General features: G+C 63.4%; 11 protein-coding genes. 9 read left to right on the top strand and 2 right to left on the bottom strand.

What is annotated here, in order from left to right; translation table 11 throughout:
• The first annotated feature begins 10 nt into the window (after window positions 1–10).
• The 7 genes from ABZ677_RS24655 to ABZ677_RS24625 all read left to right on the top strand — a co-directional run bounded on the left by ABZ677_RS24655 (window position 11) and on the right by ABZ677_RS24625 (window position 7069).
• On the top strand, window positions 11–991 hold the full coding sequence (locus ABZ677_RS24655) for an ABC transporter ATP-binding protein (RefSeq protein ID WP_358374201.1): 981 nt from the start codon (window positions 11–13) through the stop codon (window positions 989–991).
• A 273-nt stretch (window positions 992–1264) separates the two neighbouring features.
• Complete coding sequence (locus ABZ677_RS24650) at window positions 1265–1669, top strand: SCP2 sterol-binding domain-containing protein (protein ID WP_037187153.1); 405 nt, start codon at window positions 1265–1267, stop codon at window positions 1667–1669.
• On the top strand, window positions 1666–2724 hold the full coding sequence (locus tag ABZ677_RS24645) for an alcohol dehydrogenase catalytic domain-containing protein (RefSeq protein WP_230596138.1): 1059 nt from the start codon (window positions 1666–1668) through the stop codon (window positions 2722–2724). The genes ABZ677_RS24650 and ABZ677_RS24645 overlap by 4 nt, the downstream gene beginning before the upstream one ends.
• A 4-nt stretch (window positions 2725–2728) precedes the next feature.
• Window positions 2729–4249, top strand: coding sequence for an aldehyde dehydrogenase family protein (locus tag ABZ677_RS24640; RefSeq protein WP_358374197.1), 1521 nt, complete (start codon window positions 2729–2731; stop codon window positions 4247–4249).
• 21 nt (window positions 4250–4270) lie between these two features.
• A complete protein-coding gene (locus ABZ677_RS24635) occupies window positions 4271–5614 on the top strand; it encodes a cytochrome P450 (RefSeq protein ID WP_358374194.1) in 1344 nt (447 codons plus the stop codon).
• Window positions 5615–5616: 2 nt separating this feature from the next.
• Window positions 5617–5835, top strand: a complete 219-nt coding sequence (locus ABZ677_RS24630) for a ferredoxin (RefSeq protein ID WP_358374191.1) — start codon at window positions 5617–5619, stop codon at window positions 5833–5835.
• Entirely contained in the window at window positions 5828–7069 is a 1242-nt protein-coding gene (locus ABZ677_RS24625; RefSeq protein WP_094633432.1) for an FAD-dependent oxidoreductase, read from the top strand. The genes ABZ677_RS24630 and ABZ677_RS24625 overlap by 8 nt, the downstream gene beginning before the upstream one ends.
• A 4-nt stretch (window positions 7070–7073) precedes the next feature.
• Here the strand turns inward: ABZ677_RS24625 and ABZ677_RS24620 are convergent, their stop codons facing one another.
• On the bottom strand, window positions 7074–8210 hold the full coding sequence (locus tag ABZ677_RS24620; protein ID WP_082323459.1) for a LuxR C-terminal-related transcriptional regulator: 1137 nt from the start codon (window positions 8208–8210) through the stop codon (window positions 7074–7076).
• Between the two features lie 68 nt (window positions 8211–8278).
• Between ABZ677_RS24620 and ABZ677_RS24615 the strand changes: the two genes are divergently transcribed.
• Both ABZ677_RS24615 and ABZ677_RS24610 read left to right on the top strand, forming a co-directional pair.
• The gene (locus ABZ677_RS24615) at window positions 8279–9832 is read left to right on the top strand and encodes an acyl-CoA synthetase (protein ID WP_037188710.1); all 1554 of its coding nucleotides are present in this window, start codon (window positions 8279–8281) and stop codon (window positions 9830–9832) included.
• A gap of 226 nt (window positions 9833–10058) precedes the next feature.
• The gene (locus ABZ677_RS24610) at window positions 10059–10895 is read left to right on the top strand and encodes an HAD family hydrolase (protein WP_094633431.1); all 837 of its coding nucleotides are present in this window, start codon (window positions 10059–10061) and stop codon (window positions 10893–10895) included.
• Between the two features lie 77 nt (window positions 10896–10972).
• Here ABZ677_RS24610 and ABZ677_RS24605 read toward each other — a convergent pair whose 3' ends face one another.
• Window positions 10973–13189, bottom strand: coding sequence for an N-acetylmuramoyl-L-alanine amidase (locus tag ABZ677_RS24605; protein WP_358374187.1), 2217 nt, complete (start codon window positions 13187–13189; stop codon window positions 10973–10975).
• Between the last annotated feature and the right edge of the window lie 135 nt (window positions 13190–13324).

The raw sequence follows: 13324 nt of genomic DNA, 5'->3' as shown, positions 1-13324 counted from the left end.
GGTGGAGCAGATGGGCGTTGAGGTCTCGGTCGAAGGATTGACCAAATCATTTGGTTCGCAGCGGATCTGGAGAGATGTGTCGTTGACCCTGCCGAAGGGTGAAGTCAGTGCTCTCCTCGGTCCGTCCGGTACCGGTAAGTCGGTCTTCCTGAAGTCGCTGATCGGTTTGCTGCGGCCCGAGCAGGGCAAGATCTTCATCGACGGAACCGACATCCTGCAGTGCTCCTCGCGTGAGCTCTACGAGATCCGCAAGCTGTTCGGGGTGCTGTTCCAGGACGGCGCACTGTTCGGCTCGATGAACCTCTACGACAATGTCGCGTTCCCGCTGCGCGAGCACACGAAGAAGTCCGAGTCCGACATCCGCAAGATCGTCATGGAGAAGTTGGAACTGACGGGTCTGCTCGGTGCCGAGGACAAGCTGCCCGGCGAGATCTCCGGCGGTATGCGCAAGCGCGCAGGCCTGGCCCGTGCTCTGGTTCTCGATCCCGAGATCATCCTCGTCGACGAGCCGGACTCCGGCCTCGATCCTGTTCGTACCACCTACATTTCGCAGACCCTGATCGACATCAACGCCGAGATCGATGCCACGATCCTGATCGTCTCGCACAACATCAACCTCGCTCGGACGGTGCCCGACAACATCGGCATGCTCTTCCGTCGCCAGCTGGTGATGTTCGGCCCGCGTGAGGTGCTGCTGACGAGTGACGAGCCGGTGGTCAAGCAGTTCCTCAACGGAACGATGATCGGTCCGATCGGTATGTCGGAGGAGAAGGACGAGGCGCAGATGGCGCAGGAGCAGGCCATGGTCGACGCCGGGCACCACGCCGGTGGCGTCGACGACGTCGAAGGCATCGTCCCGCAGATGAAGGCCACTCCGGGTACTCCGGTGCGCCAGGCCGTCGGTCGCAGGCAGGAACGCGTGCGTCAGATCATGCACACGCTGCCGCACAGTGCGCAGGTCGCCATCCAGGAGAGCTTCGAATACGTCTGATGCAGCGGTTGGGTACGGGTTGTCCTGTGCCCCTGTGGGTTCGCTGCCACTCGGAGGCGAGGATCGTGGTTTCCCCGAAGTGCCGGAGTGCCGATCTCCGGAGTGTCGTCAGGATGAGGCGAATCAGGACCGCCGTGGAATGAGTTGTGTATCACACCCCCGAAGGGGGGTAGAGATATCACTATCGAGAGTTACCCAGCTCACGTTTCGTTGGTTGTATGTCCTTACCGGCCAATCCGGCTGACGGTCACTTCTCGAGGAGTACACATTCCAATGGGCTTTTTCAAAGATGCAGCAGAACTCGATCAGTACATCGGTGGCGTTTTCCGTGACGCGGGCGAGCACCCCGAGTCGGGCCCGAAGCTCAAAGCAGCCAACATCGTGATGCGCGTGCAGTACGCAGATCCCGAGTGCGAGGTGACGATCGCGTTCCGCGAGGACTACCAGGTCATCGCCGGACCGACCGACCTCAAGCCCGACATCACACTGCTGATGCGCGGTGACACTGCAGACAAGTTCTGGCGCGGCGAATACAACCTGGCTGTGGGCTTGGCGAAGGGCCAGGTCAAGGCCAAGGGGCCGACCAACAAGATCCTGAAGTTGGTTCCGCTCACCAAGCCGCTCTTTCCGATGTACCGCGACAAGATCGCTCCGAAGGACGCCGAGGTCACGGCGTGAGCGAGACGATGAAGGCCGCGGTCCTGCGGGCACCGCACGTCGTCGAAATCGCCGACGTGCCCATTCCCCACATCTCCGAACCCACCGACATTCTGCTCCGAGTCGAGAAAACGGCCATCTGCGGAACCGACTTACATCCCTACGAGGGGAGGCTCGAACTCGAGGCCGACATCATCCTCGGTCACGAATTCCTCGGCACCGTAGTCGATGTCGGCAGCGCAGTCACTCAGTTCTCCGAGGGTGACCGGGCGGTCGCATCCTGCGTCGTCAGCTGCGGTTCCTGTTACCAGTGCCGACGACACCAGCCCGGCAACTGCGCCGGCAGCCGCATCTTCGGACTCGGTCTGGCTCTGGGAGACCTCGACGGTGGACAGGCCGAGTACGTGGTGGTCCCGTCTGCAGACCTCACTGCTCGTGCGATCCCGACGGGAAGCACTGTCGACGACGAGGACATCCTTTTCGCGGGCGACATCATGACCACGGGCCACGAAGCAGTCGCGCGCGCCATGCGACCTGGAGACAGCGTTGCCGTCGTCGGTGCCGGACCCGTCGGCCTCTGCGCGGCGATGTCGGCCGTCGCGCTCGGCGCGTCACAGGTCATGGTCGTGGACAGAGTCGCCGCCCGCCTGAAGGAAGCCGAACGCTTCGGTGCGATAGGTATCGATGCCAGTGAAACCGACGCTACCGATGCGGTTTTGGATCTCACCGATTGGCGCGGCGCGGATGTCGTGGTCGACGCGGTAGGCCACCCGTCCGCACTTCTCGCGGCCATTCCGCTTCTGCGCGCAGGTGGGGTGCTGTCCATTCCCGGTGTCTACACCGAAGAATCGATGACAATTCCGTTCGCCGATCTGTATCTCAAAGGTGTGCGAATCGAAATGGGAGTCAGCCACATCACCGAATACATGGACGAAGTGATCGGGCTCATGGGCGCAGGCAAGCTGCATCCGAGCGCGATGATCTCGCACCGCATGGGTCTGTCCGAGGCCGCCGACGCCTACAAACTCTTCGAGGCTCGCGAAGCCATGAAGATCCTTCTCGATCCGACGAGGTGACAGTATGACAAGCATTGACGTACAGCACTATCCGATGCTCATCGGTGGTGAGGCAGTCGACACCGACGATACGATGACCATCGTCGATCCGTCGAACGAGAGCGTCGTCGCAACCACAGCCAAGGGCGACGCCACCCACATCGATGCTGCTGTGGCGGCAGGCAAGGCTGCGTTTCGCAGTGGTGTGTGGGCGGGTAAGACGCCACAGGAACGCGCGTCGATCATGCGCGCGATTGCGGACGCGGCCAACGACCGCATCGAAGAACTCGTCGAGCTCGAGATGGCCGCGAACGGGGCAACCGTCCGGCAAGCAACCGGCTTCCACGTCGGATATGCGTTGGCGCACTTCACTTACTTCGCAGATCTCGCCGATACGTATGCCTTCGCACGTCCGGGCCCTATCTCGAGTTTCCCGACCCTCGCGCAGAGCGTCGTCCACCGTGAGCCCATCGGAGTCGTCGGTGCGATCGCGCCGTGGAACTTCCCGCTGCTGCTGACGTTGTGGAAGGTCGGGCCCGCGTTGGCCGCCGGTAACTCCGTGGTCGTCAAGCCCGACGAGCACACACCACTGTCGATTCTCAAGTTCGCCGAGATCGCCGAGGCGAACGGTCTGCCCAAGGGAGTGCTCAACGTAGTGCCCGGAGATGGGCGAGATGCGGGCGCGCGCTTGGCATCTCACCCCGACATCGGCAAGATCGCATTCACCGGCTCCACAGCGGTCGGTCGCGAAATCATGAAGCTCGCGTCGGGAACCGTCAAAGAGGTCACGCTCGAGCTGGGCGGCAAAGGACCGTCGATCGTTCTCGACGATGCCGATCTGGACATGGCGGTGGACGGAGTTCTCTACGGCTGCTTCGTCTACTCCGGCCAGGTGTGCGAATCCGGTACCCGCGCACTCGTACCGCGCAGCCTGCACGACGAGTTCGTCGAGCGGTTGGTCGACCGCGCACGCACGATCGTGATGGGCGAGACCCGCGACTGGGATACCGACATGGGGCCCGTCATCGACGGGAAGCAGCAGGCTCGAATCCTGCAGTACGTCGGCGAAGCAGTGCAGTCGGGTGCAACCGTGGTCACCGGCGGCGGTAAGCCCCAAGGGGATACGTTCGAGCGCGGCTTCTGGATCGAGCCGACCATCGTGACGAACGTGGACAACTCCATGGCGATCGCACGCGAGGAAGTATTCGGCCCGGTCCTCGTCGTCATTGCGTACGACGATGACGACGACGCAGTCTCGATCGCGAACGACAGTGACTACGGCCTCGCTGCCAGCGTCTGGACGACCGACAACTCTCGCGGACTGGGTGTCGCTGCCCGCGTCGAGGCCGGCAGTGTGTGGATCAACGACGCTCACCAGATCAACGCCGAAGCACCGTTCGGCGGCTACAAGCAAAGTGGCGTCGGCCGCGAACTCGGCCCCGACGCGCTCGACGAGTACACCCAAGCGAAGACCGTGCACCTCGATCTGTCCGGTGGACGTGAGAACAAGCCCTACGACATTCTGCTCAGCCATGCAGACGACTGATTGCGACCTCAGGAAGACACTATGACTACAACCAGTTTCGATGACGGTCCTGAACTCCGCTTCGACGACGACGACGACAACGAACCCGAAATCCCCAGGAACGACGTCGCTGCGACGCGGCAGTTCCACGAGATCGACGTGTGGAGCGACGACTTCTGGGGTGAGGACGCTCCACAGCGCGAGACCGTGTTCCGCCGATTGCGGGAGAGTGCGCCCGTCACCTGGCAGCGGCCGATCGAGACATCGGTCGTTCCCGATCCCCACGACCCTGGATTCTGGGCCGTGGTCAAGCACGAGCACATCGCCGAGATCAGCCACAACCCGGATGTTTTCGTGTCCGGTTACGGCGTCATGTTCGACTTGCTGCCCGCCATGTTCCTCGAGATGGCCATGTCCTTCCTCGCTATGGACAATCCGCAGCACGACAAGATCCGCAAGCTCGTCAGCGTGTCCTTCACCCCGAAGCAGATCAAGAAGATCGATGACGACATAGCCATGCGTGCGCGTCGAATCGTCTCCGCCGTCGCCGATCGGGAAGAGATCGACTTCGTGGCCGATATTTCCAAGCATCTGCCGATCGAGATGTTCGGCGACATGTTCGGAATTCCGGAGGACCGCCGGGCCGAGGTCGGTCACGCGGCGGACGAGATCGTCGCGTGGGCCGATCCGGAGTTGCTGGCCGGGCGCGATCCGATCGCGGTGCAGAGCGACGCCGCAATGGCCATCCACGCGCTGGCCGAGGAATTGATTGCCGAGCGTAAGCGCGAACCGCAGAACGACCTGCTCACGAACCTGGTTCAGGCCGAGGTCGACGGCGAGTCGCTCACCGATTTCGAGATCGGTGCCGTCATGACGTTGATGGCGGTCGCCGCAACGGATACCACGCGCCACACGTCCAGTTTCGCGGTGAAGGCATTGACGGATTTTCCCGAGCAGCGTGCCTGGCTGTGGGAGGATTTCGACGCTCGGATCAACAGCTCGATCGAGGAATTCCTCCGCTGGGGTTCGGTGGTGGTGACGTTCCGTCGAACTGCCGTCAGTGAATACCAGTTGGGCGGACAGACCATTCTGCCGGGCGACAAGGTGGTCATGATGTACGGGTCCGGAAACTGGGACCGTGAGATATTCACCGACCCCGACAAGTTCGATCTGAACCGCAGCCCGAACCCGCACGTGACGTTCGGCGGTGGTGGCGTCCACTTCTGCCTGGGTAATCAGTTGGCCAAGTCGATGATGCGATCACTCTTTCGTGAACTGCACCGTCAGATGCCCAATTTCATTGCAGGCGAGCCGAAATTGATGCGAACGAACTTCATGCGTGGAGTCGTCAGCATGCCCTTCTACCCCAACACAGGAGTCGAGTAGTCATGTCCGGAGCATGCCGAGTGGTAGTCGATATGGGCAAATGCTCGGGTCTTGGAATCTGCGAAGCCGAAGCTCCCGATTTCTTCGAGATCGGAGCAGATGGCCAGCTGATGGTCCTGAGCTACGAGGTCTCGGCCGAACGTCGCGCGGAGGTCGAGGGAGCGGCACGAGCTTGCCCGACGCAGGCGATCGTCGTCGAAGAGGTCGGCGGCGATGCGTAACCGGGGACTCGTTGTCGTCGGCGCGGGACTCGCAGGTGTGGCTGCCTGCGAGTCCGCTCGCCGCGAGGGCTTCTCCGGGCCGATCACCTTGATCGGCGCGGAATCGCATCTGCCCTACGACCGGCCTCCTCTTTCGAAAGAACTTCTCGTCGGCGAGGCGTCCCCTGCCGTTCCGCTGTTGCGCGAGCGCGGCAGGTTCACCGAGCTCGACATCGACGTGATGACCGATGCGCCTGCCGTCGGCCTGGACACCCGCGCGCGTGTGGTCGGGACCGGGAAGGGTGATGTGCCGTATCAGCATCTGGTGATTGCGTGTGGTGCGAGGTCGAGAGAGCTGCCCGGAACTTCCGGTATCTCTGGAATACACACCCTACGAACGCATTCCGATGTCGAAGCGGTATGGAAGCGTCTGCAGTCTCCCGTTCGGGTGGTAGTGATCGGTGCCGGCTTCATCGGTGCTGAGGTGGCGTCGGCGGCCCGCAACTACGGCCACCCGGTGACGATCGTCGAGGCCGCACCGGCCCCTCTGACTCGCTCGCTCGGAGCGGAGGGCGGCGCATTGGTGACCGAACTCCACGCGGCGAACGGTACCGAACTCGTCCTCGGTGTCGGCGTCGAGTCGATGATCACCGATTCGACAGGGACCACCGTCGCCGGCGTGAAGCTGACAGACGGCCGTGTGGTGGACGGTGACCTTGTGGTGGTCGGAATCGGCGCGGCTCCGTCCACGGAGTGGTTGTCCGATACCGACATCGGCCTCGACGCTCGGGATGGGGGGATCGAGTGCGATGCCACGTTGGCCGTGTTGTCCAGTGCTGGACTACCGGTCGATGGGGTCTGGGCAGCGGGTGACGTTGCGCACTGGCCGAATGCACTGTTCGACAAGAGGATGCGCCTCGAACACTGGGCAAGTGCGTCCGAGCAGGGTGCGGCCGCCGCCCGCAATGCGGTGTCGGGTAACTCTCCGATGCCATTCACCACGGTCCCGTATTTCTGGTCGGATTGGTACGGAACGCGGATCCAGTTCGTCGGTACGTCGCAGGCCGACGAATTGCTGGTGCAACAGCGGCGCGACAAGACCGGCGGCACCGTGGTGCTCTATCGATCGGGCGGGCGCGTCGCCGGAGTTCTCACCATCGGCCGCCCCGACTTGATCATGAAGTACCGGCGGTTCGTCACTGCACCTGACTCGTGGGTATCAGGGGTGAATTACGGTGCAGATCAATGTCGTTGAAGGATCATGTGGGTGTGAATTCGTTGAACCACACTGCAACGGCCTCGGATCGGTTGGCGACCTGAAGCTTTCGCAAGACATGCTTCACATGCTGCTTGACCGTCCCCTCGGCGATCACCAGTTCACGGGCAATTGCGCTGTTGGTGCTACCCCGTGCCATCAACGCGAGAACCTCGTGCTCACGCTGAGTGAGCGGCACGCGACTTGCAGGCGCTGTCCGGTCGGGCCGAGCAGATCGGCCCGGCTCGGCAGCGGGGGCCGGCTGGGCGTCGTCGGACGTGCGGCGCACGGACACGTGGTGAACGGTGTCGGTGCTGTAATCGAGCATCGAGCGCATCGAGTCGAGTGTGCCTTTGACCGAAAGGACTTCTTCGGCGAGCTTTGCCCTGCCCAGAGCCAGTCGGAAGCTCTGGGCAAAACCGATGAGCAGTTGGCAGTCGTCGGCATCGACATCGATGGACTGGCGATATTTGTCGGCGTGCAGCAATCCGACGACGCGACCGTCGGAGATGATCGGGGCGGCGACGTAGGAACGCGACTTGGACGCGTCGGCGATGGGCCGGTTCACCCGACCGTCGGACTGCACATCGGTCACCAACAGCCCCTCACGTCTACGGACGATTTCGGTTTCGAGGATGTCCGGACCGAGCTTCTGCGGCATTTCCTGACCGACTTTGTTGATCTCGGTTGCCCACTCTGCACTGTCGGGGATGTACACGGCCTCCGAGGTCCACAGACCGTTCTCCACTCGGGAGATGATGGCGCGGTCGAATCCGAGGTCGCAGATCAAACGCGGTGCAGCGGTGATCAAGTCGTCGGTCACACACGGCAGCAATTCGAGAGCTTCGACGACGCTGGACAAGCGCTCTGTCGATGTTCGCATGGTCAGTCGTTGCAGCAACTGCTGATCGACGACTCTGAGTCGAGCGAGAGCGGCCCGCAACTCGGGCGGGAGGTTGTCGCTGCCTGCTTCGAGCGCATCGGCGATGTCGGCCCAGGCGTCCTGTGCGAGGACATCGATCTGCGAATCGGAGCGAACGCGATCTGTGGACGAGACGCCGGCCTCTCGGTCGAGGCTGTCCAGGATCGGACGAATATTCGCCGTCGAGCGGGCGCTCGACGGTACCGCCTTACGGACCATGTGATGCACGGCATAAAGCGTACCGGCTTGTTAGCTAGATCATACAATTCCCAGTCAAGGAGATCATGATGTATCCCGGAATCCATGCCAGCTCTGCTCCCGATCGACCTGCGGTGATAGTGGCGGGAACCAACGACGTTCTGACGTATTCGCAGCTCGAGAGTCGTTCGGTCAAGTTGTCGAATGCGCTGCGCGACAGGGGTTTACAGTTGGGCGATGTGGTGGCATTGCTGTCCACGAACAGTACCGAGATGTTCGTCGTCTATTGGGCGTGCCTGCGTAGTGGTCTCTATCTGACACCGGTCAACACTCATCTGTCGTCCAGCGAGATCGCGTATATCGTCGACGACTGCGGTGCCAAGGCGTTGGTTGTCTCCGACGATCTCGCAGGTGTGGCCGATGTTGCTCGCCAGGCAAGCCGTGGCGTCCGCATCGCGCTCGCGTACGGCGGAGAATCGGTCCCGGGTTTCGAGGACTACGAAAGGTTCCTGCACACCGGTTCGGACGTCGCACCTGCAGAACAGCCCCGTGGTGCCGACATGCTCTACAGCTCGGGTACGACGGGTCGACCCAAGGGCGTGAAGCCACCGCTGCCTGCACGGCAGGTCGGAGACGTGGGAGATCCCTACGTGGCAGTGTTCGGCGGCACCTACAAGATGAGTGCCGACACCGTCTACTTCTCGCCGGCACCGCTTTATCACGCCGCACCGCTGCGTTTCGGCATGATCACGCACAGTTTGGGTGGCACCGTCATCACCGCGGAGCATTTCGACGCAGAAGAGAGCATGCGCATCATCGATCGCTACCGCGTCACACACAGTCAGTGGGTGCCGACACACTTCGTGCGGATGCTTCGACTGCCGCAGAGGGTGCGCGACTCGTACGACGTGAGCAGTCTGCAGTACGCCGTGCATGCCGCCGCTCCGTGCCCCACGGAAGTCAAGAGTCGAATGATGGAGTGGTTCGGGCCCATACTGCACGAGTACTACTCGTCCACCGAGGCCAACGGCATCACCATGGTCGACCCGGCGGAATGGAGCGAAAAGCACGGCACGGTCGGCAGAGCCAAATTGGGTGTGATCCGTGTCTGCGGCGACGACGGAGCCGAGCTTCCGGCAGGAGAGTCGGGAGTGGTGTACTTCGAGCGCGACGCCCGTCCGTTCGAGTACCACAACGACCCGGAGAAGACCGTGGAAGCGCAGCATCGCGATCATCCGAACTGGACGACGTGTGGTGACATCGGCTACCTGGACGAAGATGGGTTCCTCTTTCTCAACGACCGCAAGGCGTTCACCATCATTTCCGGCGGAGTCAACATCTACCCTCAGGAAATCGAGAACTGCCTTGCACTCCACCCCGAGGTCGAGGACGTTGCCGTGATCGGGGTTCCCGACGACGAGTTCGGCGAGCGAGTGTTGGCCGCGGTCCAGCTCGTCGTCGGTGTCGCGGGTGACGAGGATATGACTCGACGGCTGCAGGAATTCGTCCGCGAACACCTTGCTGGATACAAGGTTCCGCGGGACGTTCGGTTCGTCGAGACGGTGCCGCGCACGCCTACCGGCAAGCTCGTCAAGGGTCCCCTGCGCGATCGTTTCGCAGAGGAATCCCGCCTGACACCGTGACCGTGAACCGGGGAAGCCGAGAGCCCGAGTCACGTGGGTGTAGGGGCGATCGACGCATCGACCTCGACATCCTGGAACGGGAATCGGCTTCCCCGGTGAAGAATTCGTCGTCGAGACGTGCCACCGGTCGCGGAGGAAATCGGATCCCACGGTTCACGGATGTCCGCTGCCGTTTCTTCCACGTCGAAAACAGGGCACCTCGACACTAGGGCAGAATGACGTCACGATGACCAACGCGCCGAACACCACCCGCCTCGCCCCCCGACTCGTCGCAAGCGACGTCGACGGCACCCTGCTCGACCAGCACGAGCGTGTCACCGAACGCACCAAGCGTGCCATTTCGGCCGTCGTGGCCGACGGCGTCCCGTTCGTGCTGTCCACCGGTCGACCGCCGCGGTGGATCCACCCCGTCGTCGATCAGCTGGGATACGCGCCGATGTCGGTGTGCGCCAACGGTGCGGTCATCTACGACGCCGCCAACGATCGCGTGCTCAGCGCCGAGACGCTGTCGGTCGAGACGCTGCAGTGGTTGGCCGACGTCGCGTATCGCGCGCTCCCGGGCTGCGGACTCGCCGCCGAGCGAGTGGGGCAGACGGCACACGACTCGGCCACGCCGCAGTTCGTCAGCTCGCCGGGATACGAGCACGCCTGGCTGAACCCGGACAACGTCGAGATGACCGAGGACGACGTGGTCGACGTTCCGGCCGTCAAGCTGCTGATCCGGCTCTCGGGATCCACCAGCGGACACATGGCAGACATCCTGTCACCGCTGATCTCCGGTCGAGCCGACCTGACGTTCTCCACCGACAACGGACTGATCGAGCTGTCGGCACCGGGCATCACCAAGGCGTCGGGCCTGGCCAAGGTCGCCGAGACATTGTCGGTGGATGTCGAGGACATCGTGGCCTTCGGCGACATGCCCAACGACGTGCCGATGCTGTCGATGGTGGGACTGGGCGTCGCGATGGGCAACGCGCATCCCGCTGCCGTCGCTGCAGCGAACGAAGTGACCGTCACCAACGCAGAAGACGGAGTGGCGCAGGTTCTCGAACGCTGGTGGTGACGCGTCGGTCCAGGGGCGTTTCGAACACGAGAAGGGCCGAGTCACCACGGTGACTCGGCCCCTCTGGCTGGTCGATCTCAGCCCGCGGGTGCGGGCTCCGGTGCGGGAGCAGGCTCGGGCACAGGAGCCGGTTCCACCGGTGCTGCGACGGGGTTCTGCATTTCCGCGTTGTAGGTGTCGTTGTACGTCTTGATCACCGTGGTGACGATTCCGGTGAGCTCGTTGAAGATGAGCGAACCGTTCTCGAAGTCGGTCCGGAAGCCTTCCGGCACCCTGAACTCGTCGGTGAGCGGCAGACCGAGCACGCCGTCGACGCCACCCTGCTGCGCGTACTGCTGGAAGATCTTGCCGATGACGGCCACGGCCTGGCCGGCCATGTTGGTGATGATCTCGCCGTTGGCGAACTGCGCCTTCTCACGGCCGCCGCTCACCTGCACCAGACCACTCACCGGTACGCCGAGTGACCCGGTTTCGGCCCCTGAGGCCAACCATTTCTGTGCAACCGGGCTGGTCGAGGCCAGTCGCTGCAACTCCGCGACCAGGGCCGGGATGTTCTCTCCCAGAGTGGAACTGGCATCGGTGCCCGGCCGCGACGGCGTCGCGTCGGTCACTGCCGTGTCGGGAGCCGGGTCGGTCGCGTCGGGCGAGGCCGGAGTGGCATCACCGCCGCCGAGGTTGGCGGCTGCGATGTCGCGGATCTCCCCGAGCCGTGCGTATCCGGAGTCACCCGGGCATTCGGTGTTGCCGACGTCGCGGTGACCGAAGATCACCGGCAGGTCGACGCTCTTGCCCTTGCCGACGAACGTGAAATCCGTTCCCTCCGAGGTCATCGTGGTGGTGCCCTCGGGATCGAGACCGGCCTTGCCGAGTCGCCATCCGAGGAACTTGCCGACCGAATCGATGGTCTCCTGCGAGGGATCCTCGCTGGAGTAGTCGCCCATCATGGCGATGCCCATCGTGTTCTCGTTGAATCCGCCTGCGTGTGCGCCCTGAACCGGCTTGTCGAGTCCACCGGCGCGACCTTCGAAGATCTGACCGTACTTGTCGACGAGGACGTTGTAGCCGATGTCGCACCAACCGAGCGTCTGCGCGTGGTACGCGTAGATGGCTCGGACGATCTCGGCCGATTCGGACTTGGAGTAGTCGTTGCTGCCTGCGGTGTGGTGCACGGTGGCACCACCGAGGAAGTCGTCGATCGTCGGTGTGGCGCAACGGATCGACTCGTCGGCACCCCACTGCGCGCGGGTGATGACCTTCGGGCCTGCGTCACCGGCGACGGGAGTGGCGATGTCGCTCAATGCCGAGTCGACCGGCGACGTGCCGGGCGTGATGAGCACGGCGCTGATGTCACTGACCGCAGCAGCCAACTGCTCGGCCGTGCCTTCCGGCGCGGCTTCGGGCTGGGCGGGATCTGCTGCAGGCGCTTCGACTGCAGGTGCCGGGGCCGCGGGATCGACCGGGGCCGGATCCTGTTGGCGCAGTGGCTTGCTCGACGATGCCGGGGTGTAGCCCAGTGGCTGTTCCGCAGCGGCGGGGGCCTCGGCAGGCGCGTCGGCAGCAGGCAGCTCGACGACCGGAACCTCGGGAACCGGTGCAGTCGCGAAGCTTTCGGGAGCTGCACTGCTCGTCAGTGGCGTCAGCAGAACCTGCACTGCGTTGGTCAGTCCGACGAAGATCGGTTCGGTGCCCTGCTTGGCAGGGGCGGGAGCAGCGTCGTCGGCCGTGCTGTCCACCGGAGCGGTCTGCAGCCACGGGCCCCAGGATCCGTCCTCGAGCTGGCGGCGGACCTGAGCGGTCGCACCGTCGAGCTGCTCGGAGGTCAGGGCGACCATGCTGAACGGGGTGTCCTGCTTGATCTCCTTGACGGCGGCACCGAGCGGCGGGCCGGTCGGATCGGCAGCCTCGGGGTTCACCGGTGCCGATGCGTCCACCCGGGGAACGGGTGCCTGCGCGGTCGCGTTGCCCGGCGCGGGCGTGGTGAGACCCGGGATGTCGGGAATCTCGATCGGCGGGATCACGATGGAATCCGGCAGCGGCAGGTACTTCAGATCGGAGAGCCGAAGATCGGGCAACGGCAGTCCGGTGAGCTCCTGCAGCGGGATCACGATGTCCGGTGCTGCGCTCAGCGCGGTCTCGACGATCTTGGTCGGCACAGTGACGGGGGTTGTCTCGTTGGCCGGTCGAACTCCGGTTGTCGTGCTGTCGGTGAGGCCTGCGACCGCAAAGGGGGTCGCGACGGCCAGCAGTGCGACAGCACCGAGAACGATCGACGGCTTCGTTCGACGGTTCGGCAAGGCGGTACTCCCTGGTTGTTGGTAGGTACGCGTCGTAGGATCTCCAGTTGCTGAACAACATGAATCACATCAGCAACATGAGTCCCATCAGACACAAGGCTAAACCTTAGCTTGACAGTTAGCCACAGCCGGGAA

Origin of the sequence: Rhodococcus sp. NPDC006774 (genome assembly GCF_040636045.1) — a bacterium.
Classification (GTDB): domain Bacteria; phylum Actinomycetota; class Actinomycetes; order Mycobacteriales; family Mycobacteriaceae; genus Rhodococcoides.
This window is presented reverse-complemented; position numbering and strand designations above follow the sequence as displayed.